The sequence below is a fragment of the Mixta tenebrionis genome (genome assembly GCF_006517625.1).
Classification (GTDB): Bacteria; Pseudomonadota; Gammaproteobacteria; order Enterobacterales; family Enterobacteriaceae; genus Mixta; species Mixta tenebrionis.
Map to the genome: position 1 here is coordinate 1 of NZ_VHQI01000017.1, position 22,009 is coordinate 22,009.

Sequence of the window (22,009 nt, forward strand, 5' to 3'; positions counted from 1 at the left end):
AGCATGGTGGACAAAAAGCGGGCGATGACGGCGGTGGAAAATAGCTAGCAGCATGCAAAAAGATAAACAAAAAAATTAAAAGAGGGACAAAGGAATGAAGGGTATCGTTCGTATTGGTGATAAAACAACACATGGTGGTAAGGTGCTCTCGGGTTCCGTCAATATGAAATTTGCGGGTATTGGTGTGGCTCGTTTAAACGATCCTATAAGCTGCCCTATTCCAGGTCATAACCCGTCATATATAGCGGAAGGTCATCCGACGATGAAAGATAATGGTTTGCCAGTTGCATTTCATGGGCATAAGTGTACCTGCGGCTGTAAATTAATCTCATCCCTTAGCAACGCAAAGACGTTAAAATAATGCCTGTCGATCTCTCAATTATTCCGCCTGTTGTTAAACGTAAAAAACCGCCGTTATTAAAACGCTGGTTGTTTTTCTTGTTTATTATGACAGTATGCAACGGCTTATTAGTCGCATGGTTATGGCCAACCAATAAAGAAAACCAGATAATGTTTTTTTGGATTTATGTAGTTGGTGTGCCAGTATTATCATGGCTAATTTTTTTTAGCCTGCGCTGGTTAATATATCTCGTATCCATAAGTTTGTCCGATGGCTGGAATCATGAACGTGAAAAAGATATAGCTGATGAAATCCAGCGCGGACAACGCTATTTAGCATTAAAAGGATTTTGTGTACGTCTGCCTCATATTGTTACTTCTGGAGTGTTGACCGAGCAATTTATGTTATCGCAAGGGGTAGTATTGCCAGCTGTAGTCAATGAGTTAACCCAGAGTGTTGATCACAAGGCTTACTTCAGTGATAAAGGCCAGCCTGTTACCTGTCGGATAATCAAACAAATTCAGTTTCTCCTTATCGACGAAGAAATCCAGAAGGAATTGCTGCAAATAAATAATTCAGCGGTTGTTAAAGTAATTATACAGGTCGATAGTGATAGCATATTAACAGAGGATGCCGTTAAGGCCATTGATGAATGCGTTGGTCCGCAGGTACCACCTCAAGCTCAAATCATTTTTTCTTCACAGTTTGGTTTAACTGATATTGATAACTGGCTGGATAATGAACAGGCTATCGGTACGCTATTGATACTTTCAGTTAAAATTCATACGGAAATAAAAAATGGCGAAGGAGAAGCAGCGGTTGCTTTAATTCTTCATTCATCGCCAGAAAACCTTTATTTGGAAAACTGCATCGCTCATATTCACAGGCCTGAAAAATCCTCGCCTGAAATAACCAGTGATACAATAGGCAACGCTTTATTATGGGGTAAAACAACCATTGAAGAAATTAACTTGCTTTGGTTGGCCGGCATAAATAGTGAAGAAGCTACGGAAATATTATTTTCTGGCTGTATTGTCGATTCGCAGAGTAATTTACTCACTGATAATTTTATTAACATTAATAATCGTAGTGGCGATATTGGACTTGTTACGCCATGGCTTGCAATCATACTTGCTGCAGGCGCAGGCTCTAACAGCTACTCATCATCACACTTAGTAGTAAGCAAGTGTAGACAGGATACTTCTTTATGGTGTCTGGTCGTTCGTCCGGTAAATAGCTAATTATATACCTGGTGTCGTGAAGAGAATATCTCTAATTAAAAAAACGTAGCTATATCTGATCACTCTGTTTCGGAGGCGAGAGTGGATAATATTTTAAAAGGATTGAAGTCTAAAACATTTCAGTTATGGTTAGTTTTATTTGTTTTTTTATGTCTTGGAGTTATTATTTGCCTTGTAATAAAAAATCAACCTCTATTGTTAAATGTTACTCCAGAATCTGTCTGGCAGGAGCGCTTATTTACTTTATTTATGGTTTTAACCGGAAGCCTGCTTCTTTTTATTATCCTCTTCTTTTTTATGTCATATTTTTATGGCAAAAGCGTTTACCGCAAAGCCAAATCGCTGTCTTCCGGGCACAGCGATAATTATGCACAGAATAGTACAGATAAATTATCATCGGCAGTAGCCGGTTTACAGCAGTTAAAAAAATACCTGCGTCGTCGCTACGGCCCTTTCTGGCGCGGTAAAGTCCGCCTGCTGCTGGTCGCCGGCGATGACGCCGCCATCGGCCAGCTTATTCCTGGTTTACAGGCCAGTTTGTGGCTGGAAGGTGACCGTACCGTTCTGATTTATGGCGGCAGCCTGGCCGCCGATAGCGACAGTGAAAAATATAAGGCCCTGCGTAAACTGCGCCGCAGCCGCCCGCTGGACGGAATCGTTCGCGTTATCGGCGAGAAGCAAAATCTGACGCCGCAGTTAAGCGATAACGATTTACGCGGGCTGGAAAAAGCAGGCGAGGCGTTGCGTTATCAGCCGCCGGTTTGGCTGTGGCAGCTCTGCAGCAGTGACTGGCCTCAGGCGGCAAGAATAAACCAGGCCGTGGGAGTGACGTTGCCGGCGCGGGCTGTGCCGGACGATGTGGCGGCGCAGCTTAACAGGCTGTTGCCGCAGCTGCGGGAGCAGGGAATGGCGCAGGTTGCGCAAAACCACGCCTGCGATTTCCTGCTGCGCCTGGCGCAGCGGCTGGAGCGCGGGGAAAGCGAGGGCTGGAAAGCTCGCCTCGCTCCCTGGCTGCACGGCGCGCAGCAGCGCGTTCCGCTGCGTGGATTGATGTTCAGCCTGGCAAATCAACCGGAGCCGTCGCTTGACGCAGAGGTTAGCGGCAGCGCGGTGCTTTCGCCGCTGCATCGCCATGCGCTGACGCTTCCCGCCAGCTGGCAGGGGATCGTTGCCGACTGCGCGCGCGTACGCGGGCGCCGCGTCGGTATGCGTTGGGAGCAGGTGCTGGCCTGGTCGTCATTGATATTTACCGGCGTCTGGATCGCGGGCCTGCTGCTGTCATTTATCATTAACCGCCAGCAAATCGTTTCCGTTGCGGAAAAAGCCCATACTCTGGCGGAAAGCCGGGCGCTCACTGATGCCCAGCTGATCGCCCTGCATGAGCTGCGTAATGATGCCGGACGGCTACAACACGCTCTGCAGAAAGGCGCGCCGTGGTATCAGCGTTTTGGCCTGGATCATAATCAACAGCTGCTGGGCGCGATGCTGCCCTGGTATGGCGTGGCTAACAACCGGCTTATCCGCGATGCGGCAAACGAGGCGCTGGCGGCTAAGCTGATGAAGCTCACCAATACCGCACCAAACAGCGCGCAACGCGCGGAGCTGGCCAAAGCGGGTTATGACCAGCTGAAAGCCTGGTTGATGATGGCGCATCCCGATAAAGCTGACAGCGCCTTCTATGCGCAAACCATGAAAGCGGTGCAGCCGGAACGCGCGGGTTTCTCAACCAGCCTGTGGCAGAGCCTTGCCGCTGATTTATGGCGATTTTATATTGATGAGCTGCCGCATCAGCCGCAGTGGAAAACCATGCCTGATGCTGAACTGGTCACCCAGAGCCGTCAGGTGCTGCTGCAACAGATTGGGCGTCGCAACGCGGAAAGTACACTCTATCAGAACATGCTTAAATCGGTACGGCGCAATTTTGCCGATGTGACGCTGGAGGATATGACCAGCGGAACCGATGCGCGCCGTCTGTTTACTACCGATGAGATGGTGCCGGGCATGTTTACGCGTCAGGCATGGGAAGGCGGCGTTCAGCAGGCTATCGAAAAAGCGGCAAACTCTCGCCGCGATGAGATCGACTGGGTGCTAAGCGACAGCCGTAAAACGGTTGCCGCAGATATTTCGCCGGAGGCGCTGAAGGCACGTCTTACCCAACGCTATTTCACCGATTTTGCCGGAAGCTGGCTTAACTTCCTTAACAGCCTGCGCTGGAACCCGGCGCACAATATTGCCGACGTTACGGATCAGTTAACGCTGATGAGCGACGTGCGCCAGTCGCCGGTGATTGCGTTGATGAATACGCTTTCCTGGCAGGGACAGACCGGACAACGCGGCCAGGGGCTATCGGATTCGCTCATCAAATCAGCGAAAGATCTGATCGGCAACAAAGAAAAACCGGCGATCGATCAAAGCGCCGCCGGGCCGCAGGGGCCGCTAGACGAAACTTTTGGGCCGCTGCTGTCGCTAATGGGTAAAAACACGGCCAGCAACCTTATGTCGGCAGACAGCACGCTGAGCCTGCAAACTTACCTGACCCGCATCACGCGCGTGAGGCTGCGCCTGCAGCAGGTAGCCAGCGCATCGGATCCGCAGGAGATGATGCAGACGCTGGCGCAAACAGTTTTTCAGGGCAAGAGTGTCGATCTGACCGATACCCAGCAGTACGGCAGCCTGATCTCCGCCAGCCTGGGCGAAGAGTGGAACGGTTTTGGGCAAACGATGTTTGTTCAACCGCTAACCCAGGCCTGGGAAACGGTACTGCAGCCCTCGGCTGCCAGCCTGAACGCCCGCTGGAGCCGGGCAATAGTGGCAAACTGGCGCACGGCGTTTGAAGGGCGTTATCCCTTTGTCGCCAGCAAAAGCGATGCTTCCCTGCCGATGTTGGCGGAGTTTATACGTAAGGATAGCGGACGAATTGAGCGCTTTTTAACCAGCGAACTTGGCGGCGTACTGCATAAAGAGGGCAGCCAGTGGGTGCCGGATAAAACCAACAGTCAGGGGCTGACGTTTAACCCGCAATTCCTGAAAGCCGTCAACCAGCTAAGCCAGCTGTCGGATATTCTGTTTACCGACGGCAGCCAGGGCATCAGCTTCGAACTGCAGGCGCGCCCGGCTGCGCAGGTGGTAGAAACGCAGCTGACCATTGATGGACAAAAGCTGCGCTACTTTAATCAGATGGCTGACTGGCAAACGTTCCGCTGGCCGGGTGATACCTGGAAACCGGGTACAATGCTTACCTGGAGCACCACCAGCGCAGGTGCGAGACTGTTTGGCGATTACAGCGGTACCTGGGGATTTATCCGCTGGCTGGAGCAGGGCAAGCGGCAGCAGCTTGACCGCAGCCAGTGGATGATGAGTTTTAACACGCCGGACGGGCGTACATTGCAGTGGGTGCTGCGATCGCAGCTGGGAAAAGGGCCGCTGGCGCTGCTGGCGCTGCGCGGCTTCAGCCTGCCGGAGCAGATTTTCAGCGTTGACGCCGCAACCACGGCACAGCTGCTGGTTAAAAATAGCGAGGCAGCAGAAATGGATAGCATGGAAGAATAGCATTATCGCCAGTGGCAAAGCCGCCGCTGCTTATAGTGGGGGTTTTAGGTTCAGCCCTTATGCTGCCAACAGGAATAGCTTTTATGTTTGGCTGTTTCTACAGTGTCGAAAAATTAAAAAACCAGCAAGTAGCAAAAGTTGCTGCTCAACTGCATAATCAGCAATCTATTCAGAAGGCTGCATATAGGAATAAGATTCAGCTTAAGATTGATAATGCTAATGGGCTGAAACAGCCAATGGAGCCACTTTCAGATGAGGTAATTAAAGTTAACGATGTGCAATTGAAATTTAAAACCATACATTTTTTGATTAATGGTTTGATAGTTTTTATATTCGGTGGGATGTTTCTGAATTGCGTGGTGGGTGGTAATGAAACTTTATTTATCTTGTTTTTATTGCTCTTTATTAATGGTTGCTTTCATAGAAGTCGTACCTTTATCGCTCTGGATAAAGGAAGTCTGATTCTCACGCCGGGACTTTATGCAGAAACTTATCGTATTCCTTTAGATGATGTTTTACTCGTTCATAATAACCAAAAAACTTTCGGGCTGCTGGTTAAAACTCCGGGTGAAGAACAATTTTATGAGTTAAATAAAAATCTAATTCGGGGTGATGATGGACATGAAAGACTCGGAGAAATATTGTTAAGGTTGGACAAAATGTCCTAAAGAAAGCACTAACTGCTCAATTTCATGCCTTATTTACCTTTTTTTCCGCAGAAAAATGAAATAAATAATAATTTAGGTGCATTAATGGATGATCTAACCCTGCGTTATTATGACGCTGAAATGCGTTACCTGCTTGAAGCGGGCGAAGAGTTCGCCCGCGCGCATCCCGATCGGGCGGCGATGTTAAACCTGGATAAGGCCGGCGCGCGCGATCCTTATGTTGAGCGTCTGTTTGAGGGCTTCGCCTTTTTAATGGGGCGGCTGCGCGAGAAACTGGATGACGATCTGCCGGAATTAACCGAAGGGCTGGTCAGCCTGCTATGGCCGCACTATCTGCGTACCGTTCCGTCCATGTCCATTGTCGAATTCACGCCGGACTGGCGCGAAATGAAAGAGATGATGCGCATTGCAAAAGGCTTTGAGGTGCTCTCCCGGCCGATTGGCGAAAAGGGCACGCGCTGCCGTTATACCACCACCAAAGAAATTGGCCTGCAGCCGCTGTCGCTGGAGCGCGCCGCCTTGACCACCGATAGCGATGGGCGCTCGGTCATCAGCCTGCATTTTGCCTGTAGCCCGCTGGCCGACTGGAGCCGCATCGATCTCAGCACGCTTCCGCTCTATTTTAACGCCGACGCGCCGCTTGCCAGCGCGATGCATGAAGCTTTTACCATGAATGTTGCGCGCCTGTGGCTACGGCTGCCGGGAGATGCGGAGCGGCGTCCGCTGAACGGCCATTTTAGCGCGCTGGGTTTTGGCGATGAAGACGGCCTGTGGCCGAAAGGAAGCAGCAGCTTCAGCGGCTATCAGCTGCTGTTGGAATATTTTACTTTCCGCGAAAAATTTATGTTTACCGGCCTGCACGGGCTGGAAACGGCGAATTTCCCCGCCGATCTGCAATGGTTTGAGATCGATATCGTACTGGCCGAGCGCTGGCAGCACGATTTCAGCTTTACGGAAAAGCATCTGCGCCTTAACTGCGTGCCGGTGATCAACCTCTTCCCGCTGGAGTCCGATCCGCTGACGCTGAACTCGCTGGAAACGGAGTATCTGCTGCGTCCGATGCGCGTGCAGGACGGCCATACTGAAATCTATTCGGTAGATTCGGTAATGTCATCCGGCAACCATACCTATGTGCCGTTCTCCAGCTTCCGTCACAAAGGCGGCATGCTGCGCCATGAGGCGCCGGAGTATTACTACCATACCCGCGTGCGGCGCGGGCCTTCCGGCCTGCATAACACCTGGCTGATCCTCGGCGGCGAAGCCTTTGATAATCATACGGTGCCGGCGGATGAAAGCTTATCGCTGACGCTGACCGGAACCAACGGCCAGCTGCCGCGGCGGGCGCTGCAAAGCACGGTGCTGGATACGGTAATGAAAACCACCTCGGCAAGTATTCGGGTGCGTAATCTCTGCGCGCCGACGCAGCCCTGCTACCCGCCCGATCGCGATCGTTTTCACTGGCGCGTGCTGAGCCATCTGGGAACCAACTTCCTTTCAATGATGGATAATGCGGAAGTGCTGCGTGGAACGCTGGCGCTGTATGAGTGGACCAACGGTGAAATGAATCGGCGTCGGCTGGAGGCGATTGTCGATGTCCGCCATGGTGAAACCGAGCGTTTTGAACAGGGTTACCTGCTGCGCGGCGTACAGATAGAGGTGACGCTCGACAGCGGCGGCTTTGCCGGCAGGGGCGATATCTGTCTGTTTGGCGAAATGCTGAGTCGCTTCTTTGCGCTCTATACCGATATCTATTTGTTTAACCGCCTGATTATTATCCTGCAACCGACCGGGGAGCGTCTGGAATGGGAAGAGAAACACAATCGCCGTATTCCCGGCTAACGCCGCGGCTGGAGGCGGAGCTGACGCGGATCAACTTCTATCGTTTTTGCCAGCTTCTGGAAAAACAGCAGCCGGGCAAGCCGTTAATGGGCAGTACCAGCCATCCTGCCGACGATCCGGTACGTTTTCGGCCGCATCCGGGAATGGGATTTCCGGCCAGCGAGCTGAAAAGCGTGGAGTATGACGAAGAGAATGCAGCGGCGCCGCCAACGATACGTACCACGTTTATGGGACTGTACGGCGTCGATTCTCCGTTGCCGCCGGCCTATCTTGACGATATCGCTCAGGGCAGAGAAGGGCACGAGGCGCAGCAGCGCTTTCTCGATATCTTCAGCCATCGCATTCTGACGCAGTTTTATCGCATCTGGCGTAAGTACTCCTGGCCCGCCACCTTTGAGCCGGGCGGAAGCGATAATATTTCGCAGTCGCTGCTGGGGCTGGTGGGGCTGGGCATTCCGGGAACCGCAAATCATATCGCCACTCCGATCTCACGCTTTCTCGCGTTGCTCAGCGTGCTGCGCCAGCCAGGGAAAACCGCGGAGGGCATACAGGCGCTGGTGCAGCTTCTGGCGCCGAACACCACGGCGCGCGTCAGTCCTTACTGCCTGCGGCCCGTGGCGATCGAACGGCCTCCTGGTTTTATCGATGACGAAGATTTCTTGCTGGACGGCAATACGCCGCTGGGCGATGAGGTAATGGATACCAGTAGTCAGCTATTAATCGAGCTGCTCACTGATAATGCTGCCGAGGCGCGGGGCTGGATGCCGGAAGGCCCGCTTTATCAGGATTTTTTAGTGATGCTGCGCGTCTATCTCGGCTGGCGCTTTAAGGCCAAAATTCGCCTGACTCTGAGCACCGATCTGCTGTCCGTTCCGCCGCTTGGCGAAGCGCCGCTCTGGCTGGGAATGAACGGCGTGCTGGGCGTTGAGGAAAACCACGTTCCCGATGATGTGCCGCCAACCTTTACTACTGAACTGGGAAACTATGACGGCTTGCGGCCCGCAACACAGATAAAAGGAAATCGACGTGTTACGTACAAATTTGACTAAAATTGCTTTCTGGCTGCTGCCGCTGCTGGCTGTCGGCCTTGCCGGTTGTGGGCTGACTCAGAGCGTCAGTGACGGCACCAAAAGCGCCGTATCCTCTATTTTTTATAAAAAGATCAAGGTGCTGCGCCTTGATTTTATGGCGCGTGGCGCATTGAATACTGACGCTCGTGAAAATAATTCGCTCTCTGAGCCAGTAGTGATCCGTATTTATCAGCTCAAAGATCGTGCCTTGTTCGATAAGTTGGTTTATCAGCAGCTGTTAAAAGAGGATGAGGTGCTGCTGGGTGATGTTCTGCTTGCCAGTCGTGAGGTGGTGTTAAAGCCGGGCGGTGATGCTTCGCTGGATATGGCGATGGAAGCCGACGCTAAATTTGTGGCGGTAGTGGGGCTGTTCCGCCATCCTGATACGCAAAAGAGCAGCTGGAAGCAGGTGCTGGAACGGGAAGAGCTGGATCCGGACAGGCCGCGCGTATTTGAGGCCGGCGATAACAGCCTGAGGCTGCTGCCGTTTAAAGAAGATTGATTCGCCGGGCGCCCTTAAAGGCTTAGCGGCAATATGAGTGTTTCGCTCTGAGCGGTAAATGCCTCCCCCGATTTAAGTCGCTGGTTGGGCGGTTGAATTTTCAACGGCGCTGGGTAGTTACTGTGCGGCGCCTTCTCCCATTGGTTTCGGCATTCCGGCTGGTAGCTTTACGGCCGAATTTGTTATTTTTCCGCTCCCTCTTCTTTCCCGTGTCTGATTTCAGTTTTTAGCCGCCAGCCGCCGGTTGTTAGACGGCAACCAGCACTCATTAGCCATCGGTTGGTTAGCCGTCACTGGCCGCCAGCTATTCGTTGGTCGCCAGCGTTCAACCACTATTTACTGGCTATCATCCGCCGGCCATCGGTTACTATCTACCATTCGCCATTCGCCATTCGGCAGCCACCAGCCACCAGCATCTGTTCTCTAATCACTTTCAGACGCCAACCCTAACTTCCTGTCTTCAACTCCTTCTTGATAATTTTCTGGCGGTAGTTTTATCGCCAGGCATAACCCTGTCTCAATTAATCCTCCGCAACACTTTTCTTCAGGCAATTGTTTCTTACGTTTAAAAATAATTATTTATTATCATTGTTTTTGTTTTATTTATGTTAATTGCAAGATCGGGAATTAACTAAATTCAGCTAATAGCAATCGAATATTTACTAAGGAATAGTGATTTTGTGACGTACCGCTATTCCACAGTAGTAATGATAGGGGGATATTTTACCGATTGCTGAAGGTGATAAAAACACAGGGTGATAGTTATATTCCCCTGCGTGAAAATTAAGAAAAATACAGTTTTTTACAGGCTCCAGCAGGGGAAGGGATAGCATGAATAACAAAACAGTTAACAGCTTAGAAAGCTGTCTTAATATACTTGCGCGTATTGCCAGTACTAAAGCCCTGGTGGCTTTAAAGGATGGGTTCATTTTAACTATGCCGGCAACGCTCATAGGCTCGCTATTTTTACTGGCCGCTAATCTGCCCGTGGCGGGATATCAGGATTTTATGGCCTCGCTCTTCGGAGAACGCTGGGATAGCGGGATAAACAAAGTTGTCGGATCGACATTTGATATTATCGCCATTATCTCAGTTTTAGGAATTTCCTATCATTACGCCAAAAATGAACGTGTGGATGGCATATCTAACGCGATAACGGCATTAATATCTTTCCTGATCGTTTCATCTTCTTCGGTTAGCGCGCCTGGCGGCGAAGAGATAGAGGCGGTTATACCAAAATTATGGACCGGCGGTCAGGGCGTGATTACAGCGATAATTATCAGCTTACTCTCATCCGTCATATTTTGCTTTTTCGTTAAGAGGAAGATAACCATAAAGATGCCCGCCGGCGTGCCGGATGGCGTAGCTAATGCATTTATCGCCGTTATCCCCGGATTTGTTATTATGCTGCTGTCGATGATGGCGTTTTGCGTTTTTAACGCAATGAATACCACTCTCACCGAATTTATCTTTACCGGGCTGCAAACGCCGATGCAGATGTTAACTGATACCTGGATCGGAGCGGTGATCATGGTTTTCCTGTGCGCGCTTCTGTTCTGGATGGGGTTGCACGGGCCTAATATCGTCATGGGTCCGATCCTTCCGGTACTGACGGCTAACTCCCTGGCAAATGCGCAGCTGGCCGCTGCAGGAACATTATCAATATCGGCCGGGGCCTATATTATGACGCCGCAGGTGCTTGACTACTTTGTGAAAGCGGGCGGCACCGGCGTGACTATCGGTTTGCTAATCGCGGCGCTGCTGCGTGCAAAATCGAAGCAGATGAAAGATATATCAAGGCTGGCTCTGCTACCGGGTTTATTTAATATCAATGAGCCAATTATTTTTGGCCTGCCGATTGTTTATAATTTCATTATGATTGTGCCTTTTTTATGCGTGCCTATTGTTACGCTGACCGTTATATATATGGCGATCGCCAGCGGATTTTTACCACCTTTTACCGCAATACAGGTTCCCTGGACAATGCCGCCCATTCTGTCTGGTTTTATATTGCAGGGATATAAAGGGGTTATTGTTCAGATGGTCGTTATTATCGTATCGGTGCTGATCTACTATCCGTTTATGGTTATCCAGGACAGGATCTATCTGGAAAAAGAGAAGAATCAGCAGAGTAAGGGTTAGCGCATGTTTTTGCCGGCGGTTAAACATCAACTCGCGCCGGAAAAGAAAAGGAAGTTAAAATGCAAAGAAAGTCTTTAAAAATAGTAACTATCGGCGGCGGCAGCACCTATACGCCGGAACTGATCGATGGCTTCATAAAACGCTATGATGAATTGCCTATTACTGAAATGTGGCTGGTGGACGTTGAGGAAGGCAAAAACAAGCTGGAGATTGTAGGCAAGCTGGCGCAAAGAATGTGGAACGCCTCTCCTTACCGCGTAAAAGTCCATTGTACGCTGGATCGTAAAGCGGCATTAAAAGATGCTGATTTTGTTACCACCCAGTTTCGCGTCGGGCAGCTGGAAGCAAGAATAAAGGATGAAAGAATTCCTTTTTCATACGGGCTGTTAGGCCAGGAAACTAACGGGGCCGGCGGCATTTTTAAAGCTCTGCGAACCATCCCGGTAATTATCGAGATAATCGAAGATATGATGGCGCTGTGCCCAAACGCGTGGCTGATTAATTTCACCAACCCCAGCGGCATGGTTACCGAGGCTATTCTCAGATATACCCGCTGGCGGCGCGTTATTGGGCTGTGCAACGTGCCGGTTAACGCAATGATGAAAGAGCCGCAATCTATCGATGCCACCCTGTCGGAACTTACCTATAAATTTGCCGGGCTGAACCATTTTCACTGGCACCGCGTTTTTGACCATAACGGTGATGATGTTACTGCAAAAATTATCGATGCCATGTACAACAACCGGGATACAGGCATACCGGCCAATATTCACAAGGTTCCTTTCCTGCGAGAACAGCTGGATCGGATGAACCTGCTGCCCTGCGGCTACCATCGCTATTATTACCGGCAGGAGGAGACGCTAAAGCGCGGAATCGAAGAATACCAAACCACCGGCACCAGAGCAGAAAAAGTCCAGCAAATGGAGGCGGAGCTGCTGGCGCTCTATCAGGATCAAACGCTCAGCACCAAACCTGAACTTTTATCTCAGCGAGGAGGGCTCTACTATTCTGAGTCAGCGTGTGAAGCTATCTCCGCCATCTATAACAACAAACATTCACATATTGTGGTTTCCACCCGCAATGACGGCGCCGTGGCGGATCTTGATGACGATTGTGCGGTTGAGGTTTCCTGCTTTATCGGCGCGGCAGGCGCATTACCCATCGCCTTTGGGCGCCTGGCGCCCGCCGAGAGGGGCTGGCTTCAGCTGATGAAGAATATGGAGCTGTGCATCTGTGAAGCCGCTGTTACCGGGGATTATGGCCTGGCGCTGCAGGCTTTTATCATGAATCCATTGATCCCCGGCGGCGAAACGGCGAAGCGCGTAATAGATGAGTTATTTATAGCACATCGAAAATATCTCCCCCGTTTTGCAGAGGCAATCGCCAGGTTAGAGGGCACAGAGATAAAAGATCCGATTGCCAGACGTCTGTCTGTTTAACCGTTAACATTATGCGGGAAAGAGCATGCATTATTTAGGGATTGATATCGGCGGCAGCTTTATAAAATATGCCGTTGTCGATGACCGCTACAGGATAATCAGCGCCTGGCAGAAACCTACGCTCGGCTTCGATGCGGCGCAGGATTTTTATGATTATCTGTGTCAGGGCGTTGATGACTCAGCCGTTCAACTGGTGGGTATCAGCGCGCCCGGCGTTATCGATAAATCATCGAGGGTGTTATCTAAAGCGGCCAGCAGCCTTGAGATTATCTGCGGCACCAACGTTAACGCTGAAGTAGCGAAAAGGCTTCATCTCCCGATAAAAACCTTAAATGATGGAAAAGCTGCTGCCTGTTGCGAACTTAAAATGGGCAACGGAAGGCATACGAAATCCAGCGCTTACTGGATTATCGGTACCGGCATCGGCGGCTGTCTTTGTCTGGGCGATAAGATAATTTCTGGTGAGAACGGTATTGCCGGCGAATTCTCACATATTCCACTTTCCGTAGAGAAGGGGAAAATACGCGGTATTGGCAGCGCGGCTTCCGTCAGCGCGCTGTTGGCCGCCTATAACGCCAGAGTTCCGGCAGCTAAAAGCGTTACTGACGGCAAGTCGGTTTGCCAAAGATATCTTAATGGCGATCCAGAAGCGCAGCTGGCAATCGATGAATGGTGCCAGCATAACATTATGGGGCTGTATACGCTTACCATGACCTTTAATCCTGAGGTGATATGCATCGGCGGCGCTATTAGCGAAGAAAGCTGGCTGATAGAGAAACTGCGGGAGGCCTATTATCAGATCGGTTCCCGCTTCAACAAGCTACTAACCACCAGAATCATCGGCTGTATGCATACGAAAAACGCTAATGTTTTAGGGGCGATTTTATATGCAAGGGAAGCGGTTATCGTTCCATCTTCGCCCGAAAGGGAGATAGATTCCTAATAAGAAGCGCTTACAGGAAAAGGATATCTTAGAACAATTAATGGCGCCTTAGCCAGATGCCGTCCTGACTTTGCCGTTAAGTAAGCGGCACTCTCTTCTGGGGGATCAACGTGATGCATATAAACCATTCGCTGAAGCAGTACATAACATCGGAGGCTCCAGCACCAGCACCAGCACCAGCACTAGCACCAGCATCAGCGCTTCCCTCAGGCAGATTTAAGACAGCATGAGTTCCGGTTTGGCGCTTTCGACAGTGCTAAAATCTGTTAGCGCTTTAAGCTCAATGCCGAATAAATCTTCATAATAGCTTTACTGATTGAAGGCCATGCGCGTAAGTTTTCCTGCGCATGCCCATAATGAATAAATCCATATCTCAGAAAACCCTGCGTAACTTAACTTCTTCCGTTCTGTTCATTCGTCACTGCTTTTAACTCGTTATCGTTTTTTGTGAGCCCAGGATGATTTGTGAGAATGTCAGTGAGCAAGAATCCATAAATATCCTTAAGCCATATATTGGCGATATAAATTTAGCCTATCATCCAGGATTATATGTAATTGAAGATGGGGCTTAGTCAGTTTGATTGTTTGTAATTATTGCCTGCCAGCCCGCCAAACGGCGGGCATTTTTATTGTCTCGCCGGAATGTGGAAGAGATTACCTGTAAACATGTGCTGTTATTCTGAGTCCCGCAGCAAATTTTTAGCTTAATTTAGCGTGTTAGCAGTAGGCCATTCCGCACCGGCTGTCATTTTATCTTACGTCGCGGCTGGCGGCTTTTGCGAGGACGTTCACGCCAGGATTCAAGTGATTGTAACAAACAAAAGATATAAGTGATCTCCGCTGCAAATTTCATCTTTCCACTTGCTTAAGCTACGCGGGTAGATCTATTACTCTGCGTTAAAAAAATCGCTATCTACGCGAGTAGAATGGGAACGGGATAAGCCTGCAGCCCTTTGTTGACAGTTACTTTAAGGATTCCTTATGAACACTCATTCAACCTCTGTTCCTCCGTCCGGCGATCAACAGGCCGCACAGGAACGTCTGGCAACCCCTGAGGGGCGCCGCGAATTCTGGCGTGCGACGCTCTCCTGCTGGCTGGGCACAACCATGGAATACGCTGATTTCGCCCTCTACGGTCTTGCTGCCGGCATTATCTTCGGCGACGTCTTTTTTCCGGAGGCGACGCCCGTTATGGCTCTGCTTTCCAGCTTTGCCGCCTATTCCGTCGGTTTTATTGCCCGTCCCATCGGTGCGCTGCTTTTCGGCTGGATAGGCGATCGTCATGGCCGTAAGGTTGTTATGGTTATCACTATTGGGCTGATGGGGCTATCAACCATGCTGATAGGGCTAATCCCCAGCTATGCCCGGATTGGAGTATGGGCTCCGATATGCCTGGTTATTCTGCGCTTTTCTCAGGGATTGGGGGCCGGAGCGGAACTTTCAGGCGGCACCGTTATGCTGGGCGAATATGCGCCCGTAAAGCGACGCGGGCTGGTTTCTTCAATCATTGCCCTGGGTTCCAATAGTGGGACATTGCTGGCTTCGCTGGTCTGGCTGATCGTATTACAAATGGATAAAGAGGATTTACTGAGCTGGGGATGGCGCATTCCATTCCTGTGCAGCATTTTCATTGCCGCAGCGGCCCTGTTAATCCGCCGCCATATGCGCGAAACGCCGGTTTTTGAGCGGCAAAAAGCTCAGCTACAGACAGAACGCGCGCGTGCGCTGCAGCAGGGGCAGGAGATGCAGCGCCACGACACCCGTAGTTTCTGGCGGCGTACCAGAGCATTCTGGACGATGGTCGGCTTGCGCATCGGCGAGAATGGCCCTTCTTACCTCGCTCAGGGATTTATCATTGGCTATGTCGCCAAGGTGCTGATGGTAGATAAATCCGTACCGACGGTTGCCGTATTCCTCGCTTCCGTGCTGGGGTTCGCCATTATTCCTCTGGCGGGCTGGCTTTCTGACCGGTTCGGCAGACGCATCACCTACCGCTGGTTCTGCCTGCTTTTGATTCTCTACGCTTTTCCAGCCTTTATGCTGCTGGATACGCGTGAGCCCTGGATTGTTATCGCCACCATCGTCACAGGAATGGCGCTGGCGTCGCTGGGCATTTTCGGCGTGCAGGCTGCCTGGGGCGTCGAGCTGTTCGGCGTAACCAACCGTTATACTAAAATGGCATTTGCTAAAGAGCTGGGTTCTATTATGTCTGGCGGAACGGCTCCGCTGGTGGCCTCGGCATTGCTCTCTTTCTATGGACACTGGTGGCCTATCGCCCTCTATTTTGTATGTATGGCAGCTATCGGCCTGGCAACCACCTTTTTCGCCCCGGAAACGCGTGGACGGGATCTTAACCTGCCGGAGGATGCGATTTAAAGGCGGTAGAACTGAAATGCACATGCTTCAGCCGGGATTTTTGGGTTGCAACGCCTTATGCTGTCTGGAAAAAATGGCTTAATCTGAACCAGGTAGGTGCCCTGTGACCCAATCACATTTGCAGCGCGTAACGCGCTCCGACGTAGCCCGCGAGGCGGGAACGTCAGTGGCGGTAGTCAGCTACGTTATCAATAATGGTCCGCGCCCCGTTGCGGAGGCGACCCGGCAGCGCGTGCTTCAGGCTATTGAGAAAACCGGCTACCGCCCGAATGGCATAGCGCGCGCGCTGGCTTCGGGCAGTACGCAGACCTACGGCCTGGTCGCGCCTGATATCTCCAATCCGTTTATCGCTTCAATGGCGCATGCGCTGCAGCGCGAGGCTTTTGCTGACGGCAAGGTGTTGCTGCTGGGGGACGCCGGCGATAACAGCGGGCGTGAGCGTGAGCTTATCAACAATATGTTACATCGTCAGGTTGACGGTCTGATTTATACCAGCGTCGATCGGCATCCACATATTGGGCTAATCCAGCAGAGCGGAACACCATGCGTCATGCTGGATCGCGTAGATCCAGGGTTAAACGTCAGCGTTATTCAGGTTGATGAACAGCTGGCGGCCTGGCAGGCGACGCGTCATCTCATCAGCCACGGATACCGGGAGATCGGTATTATCTGCGGCCCGCGTGAAATGCTTAATACTCAGGATCGTATAAGGGGATGGCAAAGGGCGCTGGAGGAAGCGGCGCTGAGCATTAACCCGGCGTGGATCTTTGCTACCAACTATACGCGAGCAGGCGGATATGAGGCGACAAAACGTATGCTGCAAGGAAGCGTGCCGCGCGCGCTGTTCGCTACCAATGAGCTGCAGGCGCTTGGCTGCCTGCGCGCTTTGGCGGAACAGGGGCTGGGTGTTCCACAGGATGTCGCTCTGGTCTGCTTTAACGCAACAGAGGAATCCGCTTATAACGTCCCGTCACTGACGGCGGTTCGCCAGCCGGTAGATAAAATGGCGCGTGCTGCAATTGATATGCTGAAAAGCTGGGATGGAGAAGTGCGTCGCGTTGAATTTGATTTCTATTTAAGAGTGGGAGAGTCGTGTGGCTGTCAAGGATATGAAGTGCGCCCCGAAGAGGGCTGAAGGCGAACCGATGCGCATTATTATTGACTGCGATCCGGGCAACGGCATCCCTGGCGCCAATATTGACGACGGTCTGGCGCTGGCGCTGGCTATCGCCGCGCCGCAAATCTCTCTGGAAATGATATCTGTGGTAGCGGGTAATACCCCGGTCGCAACGGGATATGCCGTCGCCCGCGATTTAATTCAGCAACTGGGCCTGGCGTTACCGGTATACCGGGGCGCTTCTCAAGCGCTGCTGGAAGATCCCGAACCGTGGCGCGACAGGCTGGATAACGGGATAGATCGTTTCGGTCTGCGCGAACTGTGGTCAGCGGTTCCTGCTCCGGCATCCTGCCAGGCGACAAGCCCGCTGGCGCCTAACGCTATCGGTGAGCTTATATGCAACAACCCTGGCGAAATAACGCTGGTGGCGACCGGCCCGCTGACCAACGTTGCGATTGCGTTGCAGCTCTATCCCGCGATGGTCTCTGCGGTAAAAAATATCGTCATTATGGGAGGAGCCTTTAACGTTGCCGGCTATATAAAAGATACTAACTTTGGTCTGGATCCAGAGGCTGCCCATGTCGTATTAACCAGCGGAGCGCCGATTACGCTGGTTCCGATGGATGTCACGACACAAACCCAAATGCTTCATACCGATCTGGATCGCCTGGCCAAAGCAGATAATATTTTGAGCCGCTATCTGGAACAAACTATCCGGCCATGGATCGCTTACTCCATGCAGACTCGTAACCTGCCCGGATGTTGGATCCACGATGTGTTAACCGTCGCCTGGCTGCTTGATCCTTCACTGGCCGCAATCGCGGAAGACTATCTGGATGTTTCACTGGACGGCATTACGCGCGGGATGACCTGTCGCTATGGCCGTGATGCCCTACGCCTGGATGTCGGCGTTCCGGTACCGACAGGCGCAGCGATCCAGATATTGCAAAGCATAGATAATAAACGGCTGCTTTCATTGATAGAACACTATATTCACAGCTATACGCCATAGCGCTGGCCGGGCGGATAAAGAGAAGTACTGTTTTGGACTATCGCAGGATGTTTCCGGAGGATAATAATGAATACTCTGGCGGTAATTTTATCGGGTCAGGGAGAGACGCTTTTAATAACGTTATGTAAAACCGGCGTCGCTTTTATTCTGGGAGGGGCGATCGGGCTGGAAAGGGAATCAAAAGGGAAACCTGTCGGCTTTAAAACCTGCACTATTATTGCGGTAGCAAGCTGTATACTCACCGTTGTATCTATTCAGTCGGCGGAGTATTACGCCGCGCTTTCCAGCAATATCCGTAGCGATCCGATGCGGCTGGCCGCGCAAATTATCAGCAGCGTCGGGTTTCTGGGCGCCGGCGTGATTCTGCACCGTCATGACGATGCGATTTCAGGTCTGACAACGGCCGCCATCGTCTGGGCTTCTGCTGGAGTGGGGATAATCAGCGGCGCTGGTTTTTTTGTTCACGCGCTGCTTGCTACCGGCTTATTCCTGCTGGCGATCAAACTCAGCTACTTTGTTGTTTTTTTGCAAAGTAAAAATCACCTGCCGGGCAAAGTAAAAATCCGTGTCATTCTTGATGAGAAATCAGGGCTAAAAACGTTAACGGATACTATTTATCAGCAGCGAAATATTATTGAGGCTGTTACTATTCGCGATTTGAAAAAGGGGAAGGTTGAGGTCAATCTTAAGGTGGTGATCAGAAAAAAAATGACGCTGCCTGAGCTCTACACGCAGCTTTCCGCTATCGATCACGTCTGCGCCATCGCCCTGGAACACTAAGAGCCGTCGTGGTTATCTGCTGCTTCAGGCAGGATAAGTAATGGCGTTTTCTGCTGATAATAGTTTATGAGATCGGGCCATTAAATCTTTTTTTAATATGAAACATTATGCACCGTAAAGGTGCTATTAAGAATGAATGCATAGTTACAAAGGATCTGTTAATTTGAAATAGTTAAATAGTTATTACGATTAACGACGTTGTAATTTTTTATTAAAAATTATTCATCATTTAAACCCCAGCCTGGCCGCTGGGGTTTTGTTTTTTTAGCAAGGCGAATGTTGAATTTTGGACAAAATAACAGCTGTTGTTAGTGAGGTTTGTTTTGCCATTCCTGAGTAAACAGCAAGGACTGGTGGACCCTCCACAAAAGAATAGTATTAAGGCAGTAACGCTGACATTAAAAATGCTTAACGAAACGAGCTGATGAAAGCCAGTGTTATATCTGTGCCTTATTGCACTGCGTAAACTAAGGAGGAAATTGTGGGCCAAAAAGAAACAGCCCAACGGATATGGAATTATCTGACGGGGCGACGATGGAGCAGTCAGGCAGTCGCAGCGGTATTAGGTAATATGCAATCTGAAAGTGGAATTATTGCCGATCGTTGGGAATCCGATCTGGTCGGTAATATGTCCGGTGGCTATGGATTAGTACAATGGACGCCAGCTACAAAATATATCAATTGGGCAAAATCAAACGGACTGGTTTACCAGGATGTAATCAGCCAGTGTAAGCGCCTTGAATGGGAAGTGGAAAATAATCAGCAATTTTATCATCCCTCTATGACATTCAGGCAATTTACACAAAGTAAACAACCACCGGAATATCTGGCTGATATTTTCATTCGTTATTATGAACGACCCTACAACCCAAACCAACCGGCCAGACAGTCCCAGGCCAGATACTGGTTCAACCTTCTCGTAAACAGTAACACGAGTAATGATACAGATAACAATGCAAACAGTAATAAAAATAAGGAGTTAGAAGATATGATTTTTAGGTATGTAAAAAAAGCCAACGGAAAAAACGGAGAAATTTGGGCCGTTCATGGATCTAAACGCTTTCATCTACAAAATATGACGCAGGTGAATTACTTTGATGAACTGGTTGCAAATGAAATTGGGCGTAAGCCGAAAGTATATACTTTTGACGAGAGCGATACACGCTTAAAGATGATAGAGGGGATCACAAAAATTTAGACAAATTACCGGGAAGCAACTCATTTTCACTTTACAGGCTCGCTTCAATGAGCCTTATTTAATTGCAGGTTTCGACATCCAGGGAAATACCACCATTACTACTTATTTCACTTCCCTATGCCCGGTTAGTGACAGAATGTTATTATTGAATATTCATTGCATCTAACCGGTATAGCTATGTAAACAGACTCTGAACTTGTGCATATGCCACTCATTGGCGATATCGCTAAACGAATAAGCGGCAGCTTCCTTTTTATTGCTTTATTACCTGCTTCTGCTGAGCTGGATTGACACTGTTAATCAACCCCAGCTTTACGTCAGTCTGTTTTACTCTGACTCCCATGGATCACATCTCAAGGGAGAGGCCAACGTCCAAAGCTGTTTCTTTATTCCCGAAGCGGTATTGCAGGTGCCAAACCTTCCTGCCTGATGACGGAACGAACAGGAAGGCTGCCGGTCAGTCAGGCAATACGATCTCTCCTGAAGCTTTGCTTTAGGGCAAAGGTACGGACATAAAACCACGGGGGTTTTAATTATGCCTGCAATATGCCAACAAAATATCGGTGTAATCAATGAATAGTGGATAATGCTGGATAACTCAGCTGGGTGCTTAAGCCTTAAAGTAAGGGGGTTTGGTAACGTAAAGGAGCGGTAGGTAGTGTCAATATGGCGTCCCCTGCAGGAATCGAACCTACAACTAGCCCTTAGGAGGGGCTCGTTATATCCATTTAACTAAGGGGACGGCGGCGGGCAGTATAGCGCAATTTTTGCCGCAGATTAACCACTTACCCGCCTGACTGCTTATAATATCGACAGCTTGACGCTCAGGCGTTCTTTTTGCCGGTTTTTTCCTGCCGTTGCGCCTGCTTTTTACGCTCGGCTTCCGCCGCGGCTTTTGCTTTATTACTCATATCGTTACGGATCTGCGCATGGCTGAGCAGCGCAAAGATAAAGGTGCCGCCGATAATATTGCCAATAAGGGTAGGCAGGGCGAAAGGCCAGATAAACGACTGCCAGGGCAGCGCGCCGGTAAAAACCAGATACCAGATCTCTACCGAACCAACGACAATATGCGATAGATCGCCCAGCGCTACCAGCCAGGTCATCATCACGATGATCAGCACCTTCGCGGCGCCAGCCGATGGAAACATCCACACCATAGTGGCGATAATCCAGCCAGCCACGATGGCGTTTGCAAACATTTCGCCCGGCGGATTCGCCATAACTTTTTCACTGATATGGGTAAAGGCGAGACGCGTCGGCTCGTCAAAAATCGGCATCTGTGCAAAGGCCAGCGCCGCCAGCCCGGTGCCAATCAGATTTCCCAGCAGCACTATGCCCCACAGGCGCAGCAGCAGCAGAAAATTACTGCCGGATGGCTTGTGCATCACCGGCAGTACGGCAGTAACCGTGTTTTCGGTAAACAGCTGCTGACGCGCCATAATTACGATGACAAATCCAAAGGTATAGCCTAAATTTTCCAGCAAAAAAGCGCCCGGCACGTCAGCCAGGTGGGTCTGAAAGATACCTTTCGCCATCAGCGAGGCGCCCATCGAAAGTCCGGCGGCGATCGCCGACCACAGAAGCGCCATGCCGTCTCGTTCCAGCTCTTTCTCCCCATCCTGACGTATCTGTTCGTGAATGGCCGCCGCGCGTGAGGGAAGCCGCTCTTCGTCAACCTCTATCTCTTCTCCCTGTTCCTTTTCTTCGCTTTCGACTTCCGGTTCATGTTCCTGCTGCTGCGATGACATAGCGCCCCCGATGGCTTTAAATGGTGATTTAAGCGTAGCCAG

The 22,009-nt window shown here is 50.6% G+C and carries 16 protein-coding genes and 1 tRNA gene; 15 read left to right on the plus strand and 2 right to left on the minus strand.

Going from position 1 to position 22,009, the window contains the following annotated elements; translation table 11 throughout:
- The first annotated feature begins 94 nt into the window (after nucleotides 1-94).
- From FKM52_RS19575 to FKM52_RS21840, 15 genes are all read left to right on the plus strand, one after another.
- Nucleotides 95-361, plus strand: coding sequence for a PAAR domain-containing protein (locus FKM52_RS19575; RefSeq protein WP_141177831.1), 267 nt, complete (start codon nucleotides 95-97; stop codon nucleotides 359-361).
- Complete coding sequence (locus tag FKM52_RS19580) at nucleotides 361-1,581, plus strand: hypothetical protein (RefSeq protein ID WP_141177832.1); 1,221 nt, start codon at nucleotides 361-363, stop codon at nucleotides 1,579-1,581. Before FKM52_RS19575 ends, FKM52_RS19580 begins: the two co-directional genes overlap by 1 nt.
- A gap of 81 nt (nucleotides 1,582-1,662) precedes the next feature.
- Entirely contained in the window at nucleotides 1,663-5,130 is a 3,468-nt protein-coding gene (locus FKM52_RS19585; RefSeq protein ID WP_141177833.1) for an ImcF-related family protein, read from the plus strand.
- 11 nt (nucleotides 5,131-5,141) lie between these two features.
- Entirely contained in the window at nucleotides 5,142-5,798 is a 657-nt protein-coding gene (locus FKM52_RS19590; protein WP_141177834.1) for a hypothetical protein, read from the plus strand.
- A gap of 84 nt (nucleotides 5,799-5,882) precedes the next feature.
- Nucleotides 5,883-7,637, plus strand: a complete 1,755-nt coding sequence (gene tssF, locus FKM52_RS19595; RefSeq protein WP_141177835.1) for a type VI secretion system baseplate subunit TssF — start codon at nucleotides 5,883-5,885, stop codon at nucleotides 7,635-7,637.
- Complete coding sequence (tssG, locus tag FKM52_RS19600; protein ID WP_141177836.1) at nucleotides 7,601-8,686, plus strand: type VI secretion system baseplate subunit TssG; 1,086 nt, start codon at nucleotides 7,601-7,603, stop codon at nucleotides 8,684-8,686. The genes tssF and tssG overlap by 37 nt, the downstream gene beginning before the upstream one ends.
- The gene (gene tssJ, locus FKM52_RS19605) at nucleotides 8,664-9,209 is read left to right on the plus strand and encodes a type VI secretion system lipoprotein TssJ (RefSeq protein ID WP_141177837.1); all 546 of its coding nucleotides are present in this window, start codon (nucleotides 8,664-8,666) and stop codon (nucleotides 9,207-9,209) included. Before tssG ends, tssJ begins: the two co-directional genes overlap by 23 nt.
- 831 nt (nucleotides 9,210-10,040) lie before the next feature.
- On the plus strand, nucleotides 10,041-11,351 hold the full coding sequence (locus tag FKM52_RS19610) for a PTS sugar transporter subunit IIC (RefSeq protein ID WP_141177838.1): 1,311 nt from the start codon (nucleotides 10,041-10,043) through the stop codon (nucleotides 11,349-11,351).
- A gap of 59 nt (nucleotides 11,352-11,410) precedes the next feature.
- On the plus strand, nucleotides 11,411-12,790 hold the full coding sequence (locus FKM52_RS19615; protein ID WP_141177839.1) for a 6-phospho-beta-glucosidase: 1,380 nt from the start codon (nucleotides 11,411-11,413) through the stop codon (nucleotides 12,788-12,790).
- 25 nt (nucleotides 12,791-12,815) lie between these two features.
- Nucleotides 12,816-13,733, plus strand: coding sequence for an ROK family protein (locus FKM52_RS19620; protein WP_141177840.1), 918 nt, complete (start codon nucleotides 12,816-12,818; stop codon nucleotides 13,731-13,733).
- A 981-nt stretch (nucleotides 13,734-14,714) separates the two neighbouring features.
- Complete coding sequence (locus FKM52_RS19625; RefSeq protein WP_141177841.1) at nucleotides 14,715-16,109, plus strand: MFS transporter; 1,395 nt, start codon at nucleotides 14,715-14,717, stop codon at nucleotides 16,107-16,109.
- A gap of 103 nt (nucleotides 16,110-16,212) precedes the next feature.
- Entirely contained in the window at nucleotides 16,213-17,244 is a 1,032-nt protein-coding gene (locus FKM52_RS19630; RefSeq protein ID WP_141177842.1) for a LacI family DNA-binding transcriptional regulator, read from the plus strand.
- Nucleotides 17,245-17,254: 10 nt separating this feature from the next.
- Nucleotides 17,255-18,238 (plus strand): nucleoside hydrolase, encoded by a 984-nt coding sequence (locus tag FKM52_RS19635; protein WP_141177843.1) that lies wholly within the window; start codon nucleotides 17,255-17,257, stop codon nucleotides 18,236-18,238.
- A 66-nt stretch (nucleotides 18,239-18,304) separates the two neighbouring features.
- Nucleotides 18,305-19,018: an MgtC/SapB family protein gene (locus FKM52_RS19640; protein ID WP_141177844.1), complete on the plus strand. Its 714-nt coding sequence runs from the start codon at nucleotides 18,305-18,307 to the stop codon at nucleotides 19,016-19,018.
- A gap of 481 nt (nucleotides 19,019-19,499) precedes the next feature.
- A complete protein-coding gene (locus FKM52_RS21840; RefSeq protein WP_220446301.1) occupies nucleotides 19,500-20,216 on the plus strand; it encodes a phage tail tip lysozyme in 717 nt (238 codons plus the stop codon).
- Nucleotides 20,217-20,883: 667 nt separating this feature from the next.
- Here the strand turns inward: FKM52_RS21840 and FKM52_RS19650 are convergent.
- Nucleotides 20,884-20,958, minus strand: a tRNA-Arg gene (locus tag FKM52_RS19650).
- An 82-nt stretch (nucleotides 20,959-21,040) separates the two neighbouring features.
- Nucleotides 21,041-21,967, minus strand: coding sequence for a formate/nitrite transporter family protein (locus tag FKM52_RS19655; protein WP_141177845.1), 927 nt, complete (start codon nucleotides 21,965-21,967; stop codon nucleotides 21,041-21,043).
- Nucleotides 21,968-22,009 lie beyond the last annotated feature (42 nt).